The organism is Lysinibacillus sp. IITD104, assembly GCF_036698265.2.
GTDB classification, from domain to species: Bacteria; Bacillota; Bacilli; order Bacillales_A; family Planococcaceae; genus Lysinibacillus; species Lysinibacillus boronitolerans.
Map to the genome: position 1 here is coordinate 4,286,368 of NZ_JBAHYH020000001.1, position 18,130 is coordinate 4,304,497.

The following is an 18,130-nucleotide window of genomic DNA, read 5'->3' on the forward strand; positions in this document are numbered from 1 at the left end:
TGCCCTATAAACCATCACTTTTTGGTTTACAGAACAGCTCTATTAATTAATCTTCAACTTTTAAATCACAATCTTTAAGTGGAAGCATTTTTGTTTTGTGCTTTATTTTATAGCCCAACCATAATGCTAAAAATAGTGGAATCCCAATATACGAAACAAGGATACCGTACCAATCTATTTTTTCACCTGTAAAGGCTGTGTAATTTTGTCCAATGACTACGATCATACAAACAGTAAAAGCAAATAATGGTCCAAATGGATATAATTTAGCTTTATAAGGTAATAACTTTGGATCTAAGCCCTGTGCATCAAACGCTCGGCGGAAACGATAATGACTAAATGCAATACCTAGCCATGCAATAAAGCCAGACATTCCAGAAGCATTTAATAGCCAGATATAAACCACTCCATCACCAAAGAAGGATGCCAAAAATGCTAAACAGCCTACAGCTAATGTTGCCATAAGTGCATAAATCGGAATACCTCGACGACTTAGCTTTGAGAAAAATTTAGGTGCATGTCCATCCACTGCTAATTGCCATAGCATACGAGAAGATGCGTATAGTCCTGAATTTCCTGCTGACAGCATAGCCGTTAAAATAATGGCATTCATTAATGAAGCAGCAAAGGCAATACCTAGGCGGTCAAACACTAGTGTAAACGGTGAGACTGCGATATCTTCTGATAATAAACGTTCATCTGTGAATGGAATCAACATCCCAATTGCACCAATCGCTAAAATATAAAACAAAATAATACGCCAAAATACAGATTTAACAGCCTTCGGAATATTTTTACCAGGATCATCTGTTTCACCTGCTGTAATTCCAAGTAATTCTGTTCCTTGGAATGAAAATCCAGCTGCTAGGAAAATACCAAATGTGGCAAGGAAGCCACCATGGAATGGCCCATCACTAATAAAGAAATTAGTGAAACCTACAGGAGCCTGCCCACCTAAAATACCAAAAATCATTAGTAAGCTAATGATAATAAAAACAATGACCGTTGCTACTTTAATCATGGCAAACCAATATTCACTTTCACCATAACTTTTTACGGATAGTAAATTAAACGTCAGTACAACAGCAATAAATAATACTGTCCAAAGTGCTGATGAGCTATCTGGAAACCAATATTTCATAATTAATGATACAGCAGCAATTTCTGCAGCAATGGTGATTGCCCAGTTATACCAGTAGTTCCAGCCTAATGCAAAGCCCAAAGCGGGATCTACAAATTTGGTTGCATACGTACTAAATGAACCTGATGATGGCATATAAGCAGCCATTTCCCCTAAGCTTGTCATTAAAAAATACACCATAATACCGATTAAAGCATAGGCAAGCAATGCTCCTCCAGGTCCTGCCTGAGCAATAGCACCACCACTGGCTAAAAATAGCCCCGTACCAATTGTACCGCCTAAAGAAATCATTGTGATATGACGACTTTTTAATTCTTTTTTCAGCTTCGGTGCTTTATGTCCGAACTGATTTACTTTTATTTCACTCACGATATAGCTTCCTTCCTATTTATGAGGCAAAAAAATGCCATCACATATACACTGTGATGGCTACGTTAATCCTCAGTTTTTCTTACATGATAGCTCAACACGTTGTGCAAACGTGACAGTTCTGTTCCTTTCGGAGACAGCCCCAGCATGAGGTTTTCAAGTCCCCTCACACTTCGGCAATATTTCCTTTCAGCTAATTTCATCAATGCTTGTCATTTCAATTAGCATACTTATAAATATCGCGACCTCTACCTCAATACAAACATGAGGCATATAATTATTAAATTTATGATGTTTATTATACTAACATAAGACCATAGACATTTCAATACAACGGGAAATGTTCTGTATTTTATGAATCTTCTACTATTTTTAATAGTGTGATAAAGTGTTATAGTAGTTCAATTAGAATGGTTATTATTAGGGGGGATTTTATTTTGACTACAAATGATCATTCCACTAGTTTTCCAAGTAAAAAAATTAGCTGGAAAGGAACAACCTTACTTTTAGTCTTTGGCGTTATCTTTATAGCCTCTACATTACGAATGCCACTAACTGTTGTTGGCCCAATTATATCCTTTATCCGTGAAGATCTAGGGATATCTAATGTATTGGCAGGCTTTCTAACAACTATTCCATTGCTGGCTTTTGCTATTATATCTCCATTTGCGCCAGTTGTAGCACGCAAATTAGGGCTCGAGCTAACATTATTTTTATCCACTTTTCTCTTGGCCTTAGGGATTGTCCTACGCTCACTTGGTACAACAGAATTACTTCTATTGGGTACTGTGTTAATTGGCGTAGCCATTTCTTTTGGAAATGTATTAATTCCTGGATTATTAAAATTGAAATTTCCATATCATGTTGGTTTATTGATGGCCTTTTTCACCATGTCCATGAATTTTACTGCTGGCCTTGGTGCTGGTATTAGCTATCCTATAGCTAATTCATCGTTAGGCTGGCAAGGGGCGCTATCCATTGCACTCATACTTGTTCTAGTTACAATCTTAATTTGGATACCTCAACTAAAGTCAAATAAACCGGAACCAGTTACTACATCTAAAAAGACCAGTACACCTCTGTGGAAATCACCTGTTACTTGGGCTGTCACAGGGGCAATGGGTTTACAGTCTTTATTATTCTACACAACAGCAGCTTGGATACCTGAAATCTATATTGCTCAAGGTTTAGCACCTGATAAAGCTGGCTGGATGTTTTCAATCATGCAATTCTCACAAGTACCAATGGCCTTGGCAGTGCCTATTATTGCAGGCAAAATGACTTCTCAACGCCCACTTGTATTGATGTTTACTTCCTTCTATTTAGTAGGCTTTGTTGGGGTTGTCATGGAATGGACAAGTCTTGGAGTACTATGGATGGTTCTTCTAGGGTTAGCAGGTGGTTCTTCATTCGCTCTAGCAATGATGTTCTTCACTCTCCGCACTCGTACTGCATTTGAAGCAGCAGATTTATCAGGCTTTGCCCAATCTTTGGGTTATTTATTTGCCGCAATCGGTCCTATTCTTTTTGGCTTCTTGCATGATTTATTTGGTGGCTGGAATATTGCGGGATGGCTCTTTGTCGTTGTGGCAATGTTACTCTTCTTTTGCTCAATGAGAGCCTCTAAGGATGAATATGTGCATTAAAATTAAATAAAGCAGGTGGATCGACTTCCTCCATCTGCTCTATTTCTATATAGTGTTTCCACATTACTTAATTGTCGAGTTGCTGGAGTAATGTTAGCAATTCAGCAAGGTAATCTGATTCTTCATTATTACGAGCTGTTATAGCAGAAAAAATAGGAACAGCTTCTTGTAAGAGCTTATAACTATAATAGTAATAGCCTATAAAAGCTTGCTGCTCATAGCCCTTTGGCGTTTCTTCCTCCCACTCCTGCTCATCATTGTCCTCATGTTCTCTCCATAAATAGTTGACTTTTAATAGCTCCTGCATATTTTCAACAGTATTGGTTGGGTCTAGATAATCCTTCGTAATAGCATGTGCCACAGCTAAATATAACTGTAATTCTTGTAAGGAGACATCCTCTATTTTTTTACTTTTAAGCTTTTTTAAAAGAATAAGCAAAACCCATGGTGTCACCTGCCACAGTGTACCTTGATGTTCAATTAACTCAGTTAGCTGTGTGTATTGCTCCTGTTCAATCAGCTGAGGAATAGCTGTACCTCTACCATAAGGTGTTGTCAATTGTCTCCATGGGATATTGGGAATTTGCTGATCTAACATAGTAAGCCCTCTCTCATCGAAAGTATAACGAATGGATAATTAACTATTGAAAGTAAACAGTTCCTTTACTCTAATAGCATGGTTTTTGATAAAAATAATTTGGTGTATGATATATATTTACATAGGGTTTATGAAATATATGAGTCGTTGCAGGCGAAAGTGGCGGGATTAACCATGTCCAGTTGCCTGTAACTTCTCTACCTGCTGTTTTTTCTGCTTCCTCAAACAATTTAAACTGCTGAGCCGCTGTATGATGATCAACAATGCTCACACCATCTTCTTTAAATGAATGAAGAACAGCAATATTAAGTTCGACTAATGCACGATCACGCCAAAGTGATGCTTGTTTAGTTGTATCTAGATTAAAAATTTCTGCAATAGCAGGTAGCATGTTATAGCGCTCATGATCTGCTAAATTGCGTGCACCGATTTCTGTTCCCATATACCATCCGTTAAATGGGGCTGCTTGAAAGTCAATTCCTGCCATTTGAAAACGCATACTCGAAATAATGGGTACAGCATACCACTTCATTCCTAATTTCTCCACATCGATTGACTCTGGATGGCGGATTGGAACCTCTACTATATTTTCTTCAGGAATTACAAACACTTGGGGAGTCCGGCTATCTACCTGTATAACGAGTGGTAGCACATCAAAAGCTGTTCCTTTGCCTTTCCACCCTAGAGATTCACATACTTTTGTAAACTCAATGGACTGCGAATCTCCAATAACGCCTGCCTCTGTTTCATAGCCTGCATAGCGAATTAGTTGATGATTCCAAATCCGTACTCTATCTGAAGCAAATACTGTTATTGTTGGACGGATTTTCCCATGATTTGTCGCATAATCAATATGTTCTAGTAATTTTCGGAAAATAGCCTTTTCATCTAAAACATCGCGTGCATCTACCACGTGGAGTGACTGCCAAAACAGACGTCCGATACATTTATTGCTATTACGCCATGCCACTCGTGCACCAAAAACTAACTCTTCTGTTGTTGGGTGATATTCACCTGCATCCTTAACTGCCTGTAATCTATTCTTTAACCAAAGTTCCGATTCATTTTGTTCTGTCTGGTATAGACTTAAAAACTGCTGTATCTCCTGTATTTTCATATCGATTCCTCCACTTATCCTCATATTAGAGGAACAAAACAACAAGCACCATGAAAATAGTAATTGAAAAAACATACATATTTTATATATGAAATAGTTTGTTCAAATTTACTCTATAGACTCTCTTTCGTAAGAGAATGTAAGGGAGAGAGATCCTAATTATTATAAAAAGACTACATTAATCATGTAACCTTCATAGTGTTGCAGCAAAGCAATCAATAGAATTTTGTGAAAGATAAAAGTCTTTTCATTTTAGGCTACTTACATGCTGCTGACGCTTTACTTTCGCGCTGGGGCTAGTCTCTGTCTGACTAACCCCGGCAATAAGTAGTCTTCCTCATTTATCCACACAAATAAATTGTAGGTATTCACTTATGGATGGCTGTTGTAACTCATTCCCTTCTCCACATTGAAGATAAGAGCTTATCCTCTCTGAGAATATAGATAATGGGCTTTTTGATCGCTATGCTACTATGAAAAAAGGAAAGACACTTTACAGAATGGTTGATTGGAGAGGAGCCAGCGTCACTCCGAGGGGGATTTAGCGTCACAGATGTACCCTGGAGCGAACGTAAGTGAGTGAAGCGGCTCATCGGACGCCGCCTGGAAAGGAAGCTGGCAGAACGGAAATCTACCTCTACCTTGCTAAAAGGTCTTTTTCTGCTAGTGATCTTTTTTCAACAACATGAAAAAGGAGAATATACTTAAAGGAGAATAGAAAAAAGCATGTAACACACATCTGTGCTACATGCTTGATGACCCGTACGGGATTCGAACCCGTGTTACCGCCGTGAAAGGGCGGTGTCTTAACCACTTGACCAACGGGCCGTGGCTCCGAAGGCAGGACTCGAACCTGCGACAACCTGATTAACAGTCAGGTGCTACTACCAACTGAGCTACTTCGGAATAATGATGGGCCTAAATGGACTCGAACCATCGACCTCACGCTTATCAGGCGTGCGCTCTAACCAGCTGAGCTATAGGCCCATTTTGGAGCGGGTGATGAGAATCGAACTCACGACATCAGCTTGGAAGGCTGAGGTTTTACCATTAAACTACACCCGCAATAATGGTGGGTCAGGACGGAATCGAACCGCCGACACTTAGAGCTTCAATCTAATGCTCTACCAACTGAGCTACTGACCCGAAAATGGAGGAGGTAGAGGGATTCGAACCCCCGCGCGGTGTTACCCGCCTGTCGGTTTTCAAGACCGATCCCTTCAGCCAGACTTGGGTATACCTCCAAAAATATTAAAATGGTGGAGCCTAGCGGGATCGAACCGCTGACCTCCTGCGTGCAAGGCAGGCGCTCTCCCAGCTGAGCTAAGGCCCCATTTATCATGAAAGATGGTCGGAATGACAGGATTCGAACCTACGACCCCTTGGTCCCAAACCAAGTGCTCTACCAAGCTGAGCTACATTCCGTAAACATGAATTTATTGGCGCGCCCGACAGGAGTCGAACCCATAACCTTCTGATCCGTAGTCAGACGCTCTATCCAATTGAGCTACGGGCGCATATTAATTAAAAAATGATGAGCCATGAAGGACTCGAACCTTCGACCCTCTGATTAAAAGTCAGATGCTCTACCAACTGAGCTAATGGCTCATAAAAAAAGAAAAAATGGCTGGGGTACTAGGATTCGAACCTAGGCATGACGGAATCAAAATCCGTTGCCTTACCGCTTGGCTATACCCCAATGTTAAAATGGGGCGACTGATGGGAATCGAACCCACGAATGTCGGAACCACAATCCGATGCGTTAACCACTTCGCCACAATCGCCACTATATAAATTTATAATAGCTGTATATGAACGAGTACCTCAATACCTGGCAGGGGCAGTAGGAATCGAACCCACACCAAAGGTTTTGGAGACCTCTATTCTACCGTTGAACTATGCCCCTAAAATGGTGGAGGGGGACGGATTCGAACCGCCGAACCCTAAGGAGCGGATTTACAGTCCGCCGCGTTTAGCCACTTCGCTACCCCTCCAAGGGAATGGTGCCGGCGATAGGAGTCGAACCCACGACCTACTGATTACAAGTCAGTTGCTCTACCAACTGAGCTACACCGGCAATAATAATGGCGGTCCCGACCGGGATCGAACCGGCGATCTCCTGCGTGACAGGCAGGCATGTTAACCGCTACACCACGGGACCAAAATGGTGGAGGATGACGGGCTCGAACCGCCGACCCCCTGCTTGTAAGGCAGGTGCTCTCCCAGCTGAGCTAATCCTCCACAAAAAATAAGCGAAGCGACGTCCTACTCTCACAGGGGGAAGCCCCCAACTACCATCGGCGCTAAAGAGCTTAACTTCCGTGTTCGGTATGGGAACGGGTGTGACCTCTTTGCCATCATCACTTCACTTATTCAGCTGAAAGACTTATTCTTTCAAAACTAGTTTTGCTTTGTTTTAGCGTGTCACCCTGGCGACTTGTATAATACTACACCCTTATTTTTAAAAGGTCAACACTTTTTAATAAAAAACTTTATTTTTTTTATTATCAACGGAAAACTTCCTATATTAATAACTATAAAAACTAATCACAAGCTAGTTCAATGTTAGACCATGAACTAGAAAATAATTTTATCATAATTTCCTACAAAAAAATAATAGATCTTTAAAAAAACAAAAAAACTCGGTAGAGAAACCGAGTTTTTAAAATGGGAAAAAGAACGGGATGGCTATCATCATCACAATAAACATAATAATTTGTAACGGTATCCCTATTCTTACAAAATCCATAAATTTATAGCCCCCTGCCGTCATTACCAGTGCATTCGTGGGGGAAGCAATTGGCGTAGCAAACGCCATACTTGCTGCGACTGCGACTGCAATCATAAATGTTGTGGGACTAACCTCAATGGCAATGGCAGCACTCATGGCAATGGGGGCAAACAATACTGCCGTTGCCGTATTACTAATGAATTGACCAAAAATGGCTGTCAAAATGTAAATCCCTATGAGTACACCATATGGTCCGAAACCACCTAAAGCATTAATAATACCATCAGATAAAATGGTCATGCCTCCTGTTTTTTCTAACGCTGTCGCCATTGGTAACATAGCAGCCACTAACACAATACTTTCAAAATTCATATTGCTATAGGCATCTTCCATGTTTCTCAAGCAACCTGTTAAAATCATCAGTACGGCACCAATCATCACAGAGATTACAGCAGGAAAAATTTCAAATGCCATCAAAATAATCATGAATAACATAATAATCCCCGCAATTCCAGCTTTGCCTGTAGCCGCTGCCACACTTGCGTGTTCTTTCGGCTGGCCTACAACCACGACATCCTGTGTTTCTCTTGCTAACAAAAGAATTTCATCCCATGCTCCCTGTACTAATATTGCGTCTCCAAATTTTAATTTGTGAGATACCATATCCTGAAGTTTATAACCACCCTTGCGATTAATACCAATGATATTTAGATTGTATTTTTCTCTGAAACCGAGGGAGCTAACCGTTTCATTGATAAAGCTCGAATTAGGGGTAAGCAATACCTCAGCAATACCCAGATGCTTCGATACTAATTCATCGGCTTCCCCTTCAACTAATCCTTGCATCTCAAGATGATAATCCTCAACAAAACGATGAATATCCTCTATTTCTCCTTGAACATATAACTCATCCTTGGCATGAATGACACTAGTTGGTCCTGCCATTTCTTGATAAGTCATCGGTAATAAATTAATACCCTCCTGAGATTTACGGTGAATTTTCATCATACAGAGCATATACTTAGCTGGTAGTTTTAATTCCGCTAACGATGTTTCAATAATAGGCGACTCCTCAGGAACAGAGATTTTAAATAGACGATTATTTAAATCATATTGTTTAATAATTTTTTTGGGCGAAAGTTTATAGCCTTCATTGCTTTGTGTGCGGTTTTGATCATTTGGTAATAAAATATTTCTTACAAGTACTAAATAAGTAATGCCAGCAATCATCCCCACGATGCCAATAGGAGTCACTTCAAAAAAGCCAAGTTTATTATAGCCTCGATCAACTAATAACTGACTGACAATTAAATTGGTTGGTGACGCAATCAGTGTCATCAAACCTGAAAGACTTGCCACATAGGAGAGCGGTAGTAGAAATTTAGAAGGACTTACTTTCATACTAATCGCTATACTTACAACGATTGGCATCATTAAGGCGACAGTACCTGTATTACTCATAAATGCACCGACCGATCCTACAATAATAAGAAGTAGCACAAATAACTTGAGCTCACTATTGCCTGACCATTTTAGTAAGAGTTGCCCCGCCATGCCTGCTAGGCCAGTTCGTAAAATCCCTGCACCCACGACAAATAACCCTGCAATCATTAAAACTACAGAGTTTGAAAAACCAGCTAATGCCTCCGCGGGCGTTAAAATGTCCATAATGACAAATGCTAAAAGTGACACAATTGCTACAAGATCTGCTCGTATTTTATCGGTCACAAATGCGAAAATTGTTGCTCCTAAAATAAGAAATGTTAATGTAAGCTGCACATTCATGAATTCCTTTCTAACATTAATCATTATTAATTATTGACAGCAAAAAAATTGTATACCATTGCTATTTTTATTATAGCTTACGCTGAGCCCTATATGATAAAATTCACCATCTTTTCAAAATTAAAATAAGTGTGGTAGTCATCCACACTTATAATTGTAGCTCCACTATTTTATTTTTGATAAAGATGATGTTCTTTAATATAGTTGTAACAAGCAGTAGGCAAGAGGTATCTTGGTTCTCCCCCCATTGCAAATTCTTCTCGAATATAGGTAGAGCTAATTTCCATCGCTAGCCCTTTATCGATAAGGTGAAATCTTCCATCATCATTATTTCTTAAAATGGGGGAACGACTAATGGTTGATAGCATATCGATGCCATGTCGTGCCATTACAATAAATTTATTCTCCGCTACTAATGCGTCACCCTTTTTCCATAGCCCTGCACCAATATCCACTAATAAATCAGCACCCATAATAAAATGTATCTCATCCTCTGGGTTCTTCTCTCTAAAGTATTTCATGGTGTCATATGTGTAAATATTCCAGCCTTCTTGATCCATCTCATAGGAATCTGCAATAAAACGATCGTCCTTAGCTATGGCTAACTGAAGCATATTCCAACGATGTGTATCAGCTGTTTTGATGGTTTTATCTTTGCGTTTATTTGAACAAGGCAAAAAAATAACCTTATCTAACTTACACCGATGTGCGACAGTGCTTGCTGTCCAAAGATGGACATTGGTAATAGGATCAAATGATGAACCATAAATGCCTATTCTCGCCATCGTCTCTACCTCCTACAATTTTCTTTTAAATCGTTGTGAGACCTTTTCTTTTATCGCCTGTATGCATGCCATTTTATTGTCCCAACATGCTTGACTTAAATCGACTGGATATTCTTCAGGATTCATTGTTCGCTTATATTCGCACCACAATAAATGTAAGTTTTCCTTTACATATTTTTGTGTTTCTTGAATAGTTGGCTCCTTATAAACAATATTTCCGTTTTCTACGATACTTTCATGTAACTCTTTTGCCGTAAAATTTGTAACAAATTTACTAATATACGTATGAATAGGGTGGAACATTTTCAATCTTTCTTCTTGCTGTATGTTTTCATTATCTAACGCAATATAATCTCCTTCAGCATGACCATTCTCTGCATTAATAATACGGTAAACGCGTTTACGTCCAGGTGTAGTCACTTTCTCAGGATTTGCTGAAATTTTAATGGTATCAACCAGTTCTCCACTTTCGTTTTCTATCGCAACTAATTTATATACTCCACCAAGAGCTGCTTGATCATAGGCTGTAATCAGCTTAGTTCCGATTCCCCAAGCATCAATTTGCGCTCCTTGCGACTTTAAATGCATGATTGTATATTCATCCAAGTCATTCGAAGCCATTATTTTAGCTGCTGTAAATCCTGCTTCATCTAGCATTTTCCTTGCTTGTTTTGAGAGATAGGCTAAATCTCCACTGTCTAAACGGATACCAATAAAATTAATGTGATTCCCTAGCTCCTTCGCTACGCGGATAGCATTAGGAACACCAGAACGTAGTGTGTCATAAGTATCTACTAGAAAAACACAGTCTTTATGTGCTGCTGCGTATTTTTTAAACGCAGTATATTCATCTCGATAGGTTTGAATCATCGCATGGGCATGTGTTCCTGACACAGGAATACCGAATAATTTTCCTGCTCTTACATTGCTTGTTGCAGAGAATCCACCTATATAAGCAGCACGAGTTCCCCAAATAGCAGCATCAAATTCATGTGCACGGCGGGTTCCAAATTCCATTACAACATCCTCACCCGTCACTTGCTTGATACGTGAAGCTTTTGTCGCAATCAGGGTTTGGTAATTAACGATATTTAACAACGGCGTTTCAATTAATTGGGCTTCGGCTAATGGTGCCTCAATTCGCAGGATAGGCTCGTTAGCAAAGACAAGTTCTCCCTCTCTCATCCCTTTAATTGTCCCTGTAAATTTAAGTTCTTTTAGGTATTCAAGAAATTCCTCAGGATACTTCCCCTCTTCTCGTAAATATTGAATATCACTTTGAGAGAAACCAAAGTTATTAATAAACTCAATCACTTTTTTCAATCCAGCGAAAACTCCATAGCCATTGCCAAATGGAAGCTTTCTAAAATATAGTTCGAAAACAGCTTTACGTTGATGAACACCATCTTGCCAATACGTTTGAACCATATTAATTTGGTATAGGTCTGTGTGTAACATGAAACTATCATCTACATATTTCATATTTCCTCCTCCATTCATGTCAAATAATAGTGGCACCTAGAGTATGCTCGAAATGATTTAATGCCCACTCATGTCCAGCTTGATTAAAGGATGCGACAGCATTTTTATGAATGACGATATCGAACCCTTTATTATAAGCATCTACTGCTGTATGAAGAACACAGATATCTGTACAAACGCCGATTAAATGTAGCTCAGTAATTCCTCTTTCACGCAATTTCAATTCTAAATCTGTTCCTGCAAAAGCAGAATAACGCGTTTTATCAATGTAATAGACGTGATCTTGGTCTTTATTTTCTTCATATAATGAGTTTAATGCACCATATAACTCTCTACCTTCTGTATTACGAATATTATGAGGTGGGAATAGCTTAGTTTCTGGATGATAAACATCTCCCTTTTCATGAACATCTACCGCAAATACAGTAAAATCACCACTCTTAATAAACTCCTTTGTTAAATCAACATTTGCATGTTCGAGCAGCTGCCCAGGTTCTCCACAAGTAAGAGCCCCATCCGTCGCAACAAAATCCACTGTATAATCAATATTAATTAATGCACGCTTTTTCATCATTTCATCACTCCTATTTTTTAATTAGTAATTTTTAAATTACAAATTACATTCTTTAAAATAATCAGGAAAGAAAGCTCTTTCCTAATGATAAATGGACTCCACGATTTCAAAATCATTGAATGTATAAAGTTGTGAAGGCCTAAATGAATTTCGTTTCGTTTTCTTTGGTTTACCTTCTTCATCCAATGCTTTTTCGATAAAGGGTAATTTCGGTGCTTTTGTAAAGAATACAGAATCATTAGAGATTCGTGGATCTTCTCCAACTGTTAGAAGTACTCGTTGCAACTCTGACAATGTAAACTCTTGTGGTAAAAAGTTTTTAGCAACAGTTGTCTGTATCATATCCCTTTTAATAAAATGCAACGCATCGGAAATGATTTTTCGGTGATCGAAAGCTAATGGAAGCGTAAATACACTTTCTATATCAAACAGTTCTACATCGTCTGCATCATCATTCGCTTGACGTTGCTCAATATATGTCTCAGGAACAATGGCATAAAATGCATTCGAAATCATCCAACCACGTGGATCTCGATCGATCTCATCATAAACACCAAAATGTTGAACATGTAAACCTTCTACATTTGTCTCTTCTTTTAATTCTCTCTTTGCTGCCATGAAGGCCGTTTCTTTTTGATTGGCATCTACAAAGCCTCCTGGAAGTGCCCATTTCCCTCCTTCAATATTGGGATTACCTTCAGCATCCTTAATAGCACGCTTAATCAACATAATCTTTAGCGTCATGTTTGGCGGTGCCTTATCCTCTGTTTTCTCTGAGGTAATTGTAAAAATGGCAATATCTGCGGTATATCCATCAGGTGTTTGATATTTTGAAGAATCATAATGTGCAAGCACTTCTTCTTCAGTACGGAATTTTGTCATTGTATAACCCCTTCTATAATTCCAAGGTTCTAGTAATTTGTAATTCACTAATTACTATTTATTAAAATTATAATCTTTCTTCAAAGCTTTTGCAACTGATTTATAAAAAAAGCATAAATAAAGCAACTCTGCCTTATTTATGCCCATTCTTATTATTGATCTTTCAGCAGAATTCCGTTTTGTACAACAACTTGCCCATTTTTGATTACTGTATGTGTATGGTTCATACCGTAGAAGTATTGCAGCTGCTTGTAGTTCTCTACATCAAGGATCAGTACATCCGCTTTTTTATGTGCTTCAAGGGAACCAACTTGCTCTCCTCGATTCAGTGCATATGCCGCATTAATTGTTGTTGCCGTTAACACTTCCTCCAATGTCATACCCATATGCATACAAGCTAAATTCATAATAAAAGGTAGACTCATTGTCGGGGATGATCCAGGATTAAAGTCTGTTGATATCGCTACAGGTACTCCCTCGTCAATCATAAGCCGCCCTCTTGCGTAAGGTGCACGTAAAAAGAATGCGGTACCTGGCAGCAATACAGCAATCGTACCCGCTTCAGCCATTTTTCGAATCCCCTCATCAGAAGCAACTAACAAATGCTCTGCCGAAATGGCCCCTACTTCGGCAGCAAGCTCGGCGCCTTGATACGGCTCGATTTCATCCGCATGTATTTTCGGTGTTAAGCCAAGTGCTTTTCCAGCCTCTAAAATGCGTCGGGATTGTTCGGGTGTAAAGACGCCTTTTTCACAAAATACGTCATTAAATTCAGCCAACTCTAGTTCCGCTACTTTTGGCAGCATCTCTTGGACCACAACATCCACAAATTCATCCTCACGCCCCTTATAATCATGAGGAACTGCATGGGCTCCCATAAACGTGCTGATGACATCAATATGATGTGCAGCTTGTAATTCTTTTGCGACTTCTAGCTGTTTCTTTTCCGTTTCCCAGTCCAAGCCATAGCCTGATTTTGCTTCAACTGTTGTTATGCCATGCTTTAAAAATACATCTAAATGCTGCATCGTCTTTTCATATAATTCATCAAAGCTTGTTTCTCGTGTACGCTTTGTTGTAGCATGAATGCCGCCGCCTGCATTCATAATTTCCATATAGGTAGAACCATTTAGTCTCATATTAAACTCATGCTCACGTGTTCCACCATGCACTAAATGTGTATGACAATCCACTAAGCCAGGCATAACAATCTTACCAGTAGCATCAATCGTTTCTGCTTTCTTAATTATTTCTGGGAAGTCGGCTTTTAGTTGCTCATAAGCTCCTACTGCTACAATACGCTCTTCCTCAATTAGAACACTGCCATTTTCTATTACTGCAATTTCCTGCATTTGTTCTTTTGTACGTGGTCCTTGTGCATTACTTTTCAAGGTAATTACTTCATTTGCATTTTTTATTAGAATGGTCACTTCGCATCACCCTTTAACATTGGTATATGGACACCTTTGTTTTTTGCTGTATTGATAGCAATATCGTAGCCTGCATCAGCATGACGAGCAACACCCATTCCAGGGTCTGAAACTAATACACGTGCAATTTTTTCAGCAGCAAGCTCTGATCCATCTGCTACTAAGACTTGACCTGCATGCTGTGAATAACCCATTCCTACACCACCACCATGGTGTACGCTTACCCAGCTTGCACCACTAGCAGTATTAACAAGAGCATTTAAAATCGGCCAATCCGATACCGCATCCGAACCATCTAGCATCCCTTCTGTTTCACGATTTGGTGATGCTACAGAACCTGAATCTAAGTGATCACGACCAAAGACAATCGGTGCTGATAATTCACCATTTGCAACCATTTCATTTACCTTTAATGCAAAACGATGACGATCACCATAGCCTAACCAGCAAATGCGTGCAGGTAACCCTTGCCATTTCACCATTTTTTGTGCCATATCAATCCAATTGACAAGACCCTCATCTTCAGCGAACATCTCTTTCGCCAGTGCATCTGTTTTATAAATGTCCTCAGGATTTCCTGAAAGCGCTGCCCAACGGAATGGGCCCTTTCCTTCACAGAATAACGGACGAATATACGCTGGTACAAAGCCTGGGAAATCAAAGGCATTTGTCACACCCATTTCTTTGGCATAGGCGCGAATGTTATTCCCATAATCAAATACTTCTGCGCCTGCCTCTTGGAACTCTAGCATTGTACGAACATGCTCTGCCATTGTTTCTTTTGCTTTACGCTCATATGTTTTTACATCCTCTTTGCGAAGTTTTAGCGCTTCTTCAAAGGTCATGCCATTTGGTACATAGCCATTAATCGGATCATGTGCAGATGTTTGGTCTGTCACAAAATCTGGAATAATTCCACGATTCAACAGCTCACGATTAACATCAGCACAGTTACCAACAAGACCAATGGATGCTGGCTCATTTTGGTCACGTAATTTATTAACTAATGCAATCGCTTCATCTACAGTTTCTACAATATAATCACAGTAGCCTTCTTTGATTTTACGTTCAATGCGAGCACGATCCACTTCAACAACTAAGATTACAGCACCTGCCATTTTCCCTGCTAATGGCTGTGCCCCACTCATTCCGCCCATACCACCTGTAAGGATGAATTTACCACGTAAATCAGCAGTGCCAAATACCTTTTTGCCTGCTTCTACAAAGGACAGATAAGTGCCTTGTAAAATACCTTGAGCACCAATATAAATCCAGCTCCCAGCAGTCATTTGACCATACATCATTAAATCTCTTTCTTCTAATTCATAAAAGTGATCCCAATTTGCCCATGCTGGTACAAGGTTTGAATTGGCAATCAACACTCGAGGGGAATGCTCATGTGTACGGAATACGGCTACTGGCTTTCCAGATTGGATTAAAAGAGTCTCATCATTCTCTAATTCTTTCAAAGATGCAATGATTTGTTCATAGCTTTCCCAGTTACGAGCAGCCTTGCCAATACCCCCATAAACAATCAGTTCATCTGGATTCTCCGCCACCTCTGGGTCAAGATTGTTCATTAACATACGCATTGCTGCTTCCTGTGTCCATCCCTTACATGTTAGTTCATTTCCACGTGGTGCACGAATATCTGTCTTAAATACCATTAAAAACACGCTCCTTTTCCTATTAAAAGTAATGTGAGTGTTGCTGTCTGCGACTATCAATAACTGAATATTCAGACTGCTATATATAAATATTTTCAAAGCAGAGGCTACTCGGTGGATAACCGAGCCATGCCTTTGCTTTTTCATATCAAAATTCAATCCATTTTACACATACTCATTTACTAAATCATTACTTGACAGTAAATATTTCGCCAATGCTTCAATTTCATCGCCAATTGGTTGATCGGCTAGTAATGGTGGACAAAATTCACGCACTTTCTTTAAGAATTTACTTGTAGTAGGAGACAATTGCTCTTCTGCCTTGTCTAAATGAATAGCCTGTGATGCACAAATTAATTCGATTGCTAGAACGCGAGCAGCGTTGTGAACAATTTGACGTACTTGACGTGCCGAAGTTGTTCCCATACTTACATGATCCTCTTGGTTACCTGATGTAGGAATAGAATCCACACTAGAAGGATGTGCTAAAACTTTATTTTCTGAGACAATAGAGGCTGCTGTATATTGAGCAATCATAAGTCCACATTCAATCCCAGGGTTTGTTGCTAGGAATGGTGGTAGCCCTTCATTAAGTTGAGGGTTTACCATACGTTCTGTACGGCGTTCTGAAATATTGGCCCATTCACATACACCTATTTTCAAAAAGTCCATTGCTAAGGCTATTGGCTGTCCATGGAAATGCCCACCCGATAATACCTCCCCGCTTTCTAAAACGATTGGATTATCAGTTGTTGCATTCATTTCAGTTTGAACACGATCCTGTGCATAGAAAAATGACTGCCAAGAAGCTCCATGTACTTGCGGTATACAACGTAATGAATAAGCATCCTGCATGCGAATTTCACCCTGCTTTGTCACACGTTTACTACCATCGAGCCACTTACGAATACGCCCTCCCACAAGTTCTAACTCTGGATGTGGTCTTACTGCTAAAAGTGCTGGATCAAATGCTGAGGTAATCCCCTTTAAAGCTTCCAGTGTTAAGCTAGCAGCCATATCCGCTGCAAGACCAATTCGTTCAGCTTCATTGACCGTTAATACACCTATACCCGTCATAGCTTGTGTACCGTTAACTAATGCTAGCCCCTCTTTAGCTTGAAGTCTAACAGGGGTTAATCCAGCTTGTTTTAGCGCCTCACTACCACTCATGATTTCTCCGTTAAACTCAGCCTTTCCTTCTCCCACTAACACTAATGCCAAATGTGATAAAGGCGCTAAATCACCACTTGCTCCAACCGAACCTTGTGACGGAACAATTGGGTGAACACCTTTATTAATAAAATTCAATAGTAGTTGGACAGTTTCCTCACGAATGCCAGAAAATCCTCTGGCTAAAGCATTGGCACGTAACACCATCATTGCACGTACAACATCTGTTGGGAATGGTTCACCAACACCTGTTGCATCTGATCGTAATAAATTTAACTGCAGTAGCTCAATGTCTTCTTCTTCAATTTTTATATTGCTGAGTTTACCAAACCCTGTATTCACACCATAAATTGTTTGTCCTTCAGCTAAACGCTTTTCGATACGCTCTCTACTTAAACGAATACGTTCTAAACTCTCTGTAGCAAGTGCAACTGTTGCTTGCCCCTTCACGATTTCCTCAATTTGTTGTCTTGTTAATGTATTGCCATCAAGCTCGATGATTGACTTCACATGACATCCCCCTATTCCCTATATGGCTATGTAAATAAATTCTCTTCATTCATATTTTCGTAATATAAAAACATCAGTATCAAACTTATTAAGCGTTTTCATAACAAACGTTGGCTTCTGCTGATGATCAATTACTCTATTTACATTGTACTAACTACCTTTTTCAGAATATAGAGAATTTTAATAGAGAAAACAAGACTTTTTTCAGATTACTATGTTATTTTTATTAATATAATCGTACTT

Annotated in this window: 12 protein-coding genes, 17 tRNA genes, 1 rRNA gene and 1 riboswitch; of the genes, 1 reads left to right on the top strand and 29 read right to left on the bottom strand. The window is 39.5% G+C overall.

Going from position 1 to position 18,130, the window contains the following annotated elements; translation table 11 throughout:
- Nucleotides 1–46: 46 nt before the first annotated feature.
- The gene (locus V1L66_RS21665) at nucleotides 47–1,510 is read right to left on the bottom strand and encodes an amino acid permease (RefSeq protein ID WP_333006836.1); all 1,464 of its coding nucleotides are present in this window, start codon (nucleotides 1,508–1,510) and stop codon (nucleotides 47–49) included.
- 82 nt (nucleotides 1,511–1,592) lie between these two features.
- Nucleotides 1,593–1,769: riboswitch (Lysine riboswitch) on the bottom strand.
- Nucleotides 1,770–1,947: 178 nt separating this feature from the next.
- On the opposite strand from V1L66_RS21665, the gene V1L66_RS21670 reads away from it, so the two are divergent.
- A complete protein-coding gene (locus tag V1L66_RS21670; RefSeq protein ID WP_333006837.1) occupies nucleotides 1,948–3,156 on the top strand; it encodes an MFS transporter in 1,209 nt (402 codons plus the stop codon).
- Nucleotides 3,157–3,223: 67 nt separating this feature from the next.
- Here V1L66_RS21670 and V1L66_RS21675 read toward each other — a convergent pair whose 3' ends face one another.
- The 28 genes from V1L66_RS21675 to hutH form a co-directional block, all read right to left on the bottom strand.
- Nucleotides 3,224–3,754 carry a hypothetical protein gene (locus tag V1L66_RS21675; RefSeq protein ID WP_333006838.1) on the bottom strand — a complete coding sequence of 177 codons (531 nt, stop codon included), beginning with the start codon at nucleotides 3,752–3,754 and terminating at the stop codon, nucleotides 3,224–3,226.
- Nucleotides 3,755–3,824: 70 nt separating this feature from the next.
- Nucleotides 3,825–4,871, bottom strand: coding sequence for a nitric oxide synthase oxygenase (locus tag V1L66_RS21680; protein WP_333006840.1), 1,047 nt, complete (start codon nucleotides 4,869–4,871; stop codon nucleotides 3,825–3,827).
- A 756-nt stretch (nucleotides 4,872–5,627) separates the two neighbouring features.
- A tRNA-Glu gene (locus V1L66_RS21685) sits at nucleotides 5,628–5,699 on the bottom strand.
- Between the two features lies 1 nt (nucleotide 5,700).
- Nucleotides 5,701–5,777: transfer RNA gene (locus tag V1L66_RS21690), tRNA-Asn, on the bottom strand.
- A gap of 7 nt (nucleotides 5,778–5,784) precedes the next feature.
- Nucleotides 5,785–5,858, bottom strand: a tRNA-Ile gene (locus tag V1L66_RS21695).
- A 4-nt stretch (nucleotides 5,859–5,862) separates the two neighbouring features.
- Nucleotides 5,863–5,936 (bottom strand) — tRNA-Gly (locus V1L66_RS21700).
- A 5-nt stretch (nucleotides 5,937–5,941) separates the two neighbouring features.
- Nucleotides 5,942–6,017, bottom strand: a tRNA-Phe gene (locus V1L66_RS21705).
- A 5-nt stretch (nucleotides 6,018–6,022) separates the two neighbouring features.
- Nucleotides 6,023–6,115: transfer RNA gene (locus V1L66_RS21710), tRNA-Ser, on the bottom strand.
- 13 nt (nucleotides 6,116–6,128) lie between these two features.
- Nucleotides 6,129–6,204: transfer RNA gene (locus V1L66_RS21715), tRNA-Ala, on the bottom strand.
- Between the two features lie 15 nt (nucleotides 6,205–6,219).
- Nucleotides 6,220–6,296: transfer RNA gene (locus V1L66_RS21720), tRNA-Pro, on the bottom strand.
- Nucleotides 6,297–6,311: 15 nt separating this feature from the next.
- A tRNA-Arg gene (locus tag V1L66_RS21725) sits at nucleotides 6,312–6,388 on the bottom strand.
- 18 nt (nucleotides 6,389–6,406) lie between these two features.
- Nucleotides 6,407–6,479 (bottom strand) — tRNA-Lys (locus tag V1L66_RS21730).
- Between the two features lie 16 nt (nucleotides 6,480–6,495).
- Nucleotides 6,496–6,570: transfer RNA gene (locus tag V1L66_RS21735), tRNA-Gln, on the bottom strand.
- Nucleotides 6,571–6,579: 9 nt separating this feature from the next.
- Nucleotides 6,580–6,655, bottom strand: a tRNA-His gene (locus tag V1L66_RS21740).
- A 48-nt stretch (nucleotides 6,656–6,703) separates the two neighbouring features.
- Nucleotides 6,704–6,777, bottom strand: a tRNA-Trp gene (locus tag V1L66_RS21745).
- 4 nt (nucleotides 6,778–6,781) lie between these two features.
- Nucleotides 6,782–6,865: transfer RNA gene (locus V1L66_RS21750), tRNA-Tyr, on the bottom strand.
- Between the two features lie 7 nt (nucleotides 6,866–6,872).
- Nucleotides 6,873–6,948: transfer RNA gene (locus tag V1L66_RS21755), tRNA-Thr, on the bottom strand.
- Nucleotides 6,949–6,956: 8 nt separating this feature from the next.
- A tRNA-Asp gene (locus V1L66_RS21760) sits at nucleotides 6,957–7,032 on the bottom strand.
- A 4-nt stretch (nucleotides 7,033–7,036) separates the two neighbouring features.
- Nucleotides 7,037–7,112 (bottom strand) — tRNA-Val (locus V1L66_RS21765).
- An 11-nt stretch (nucleotides 7,113–7,123) separates the two neighbouring features.
- Nucleotides 7,124–7,239, bottom strand: a 5S ribosomal RNA gene (rrf, locus tag V1L66_RS21770).
- A 294-nt stretch (nucleotides 7,240–7,533) separates the two neighbouring features.
- Nucleotides 7,534–9,387 carry an SLC13 family permease gene (locus tag V1L66_RS21775; protein ID WP_333006757.1) on the bottom strand — a complete coding sequence of 618 codons (1,854 nt, stop codon included), beginning with the start codon at nucleotides 9,385–9,387 and terminating at the stop codon, nucleotides 7,534–7,536.
- Nucleotides 9,388–9,557: 170 nt separating this feature from the next.
- On the bottom strand, nucleotides 9,558–10,172 hold the full coding sequence (gene nadD / locus V1L66_RS21780) for a nicotinate-nucleotide adenylyltransferase (protein ID WP_036075981.1): 615 nt from the start codon (nucleotides 10,170–10,172) through the stop codon (nucleotides 9,558–9,560).
- A gap of 12 nt (nucleotides 10,173–10,184) precedes the next feature.
- Nucleotides 10,185–11,654 (bottom strand): nicotinate phosphoribosyltransferase, encoded by a 1,470-nt coding sequence (locus V1L66_RS21785; protein ID WP_333006760.1) that lies wholly within the window; start codon nucleotides 11,652–11,654, stop codon nucleotides 10,185–10,187.
- A 19-nt stretch (nucleotides 11,655–11,673) separates the two neighbouring features.
- Nucleotides 11,674–12,228 (bottom strand): isochorismatase family cysteine hydrolase, encoded by a 555-nt coding sequence (locus tag V1L66_RS21790; protein WP_333006762.1) that lies wholly within the window; start codon nucleotides 12,226–12,228, stop codon nucleotides 11,674–11,676.
- Between the two features lie 81 nt (nucleotides 12,229–12,309).
- Nucleotides 12,310–13,110, bottom strand: coding sequence for an NUDIX domain-containing protein (locus V1L66_RS21795; protein ID WP_036075977.1), 801 nt, complete (start codon nucleotides 13,108–13,110; stop codon nucleotides 12,310–12,312).
- 152 nt (nucleotides 13,111–13,262) lie between these two features.
- Nucleotides 13,263–14,540, bottom strand: a complete 1,278-nt coding sequence (gene hutI / locus V1L66_RS21800) for an imidazolonepropionase (protein WP_036075975.1) — start codon at nucleotides 14,538–14,540, stop codon at nucleotides 13,263–13,265.
- On the bottom strand, nucleotides 14,537–16,207 hold the full coding sequence (hutU, locus tag V1L66_RS21805; protein ID WP_036075973.1) for a urocanate hydratase: 1,671 nt from the start codon (nucleotides 16,205–16,207) through the stop codon (nucleotides 14,537–14,539). The genes hutI and hutU overlap by 4 nt, the downstream gene beginning before the upstream one ends.
- Nucleotides 16,208–16,372: 165 nt before the next feature.
- Nucleotides 16,373–17,878 (bottom strand): histidine ammonia-lyase, encoded by a 1,506-nt coding sequence (gene hutH, locus V1L66_RS21810; protein WP_176408527.1) that lies wholly within the window; start codon nucleotides 17,876–17,878, stop codon nucleotides 16,373–16,375.
- Nucleotides 17,879–18,130: the final 252 nt, after the last annotated feature.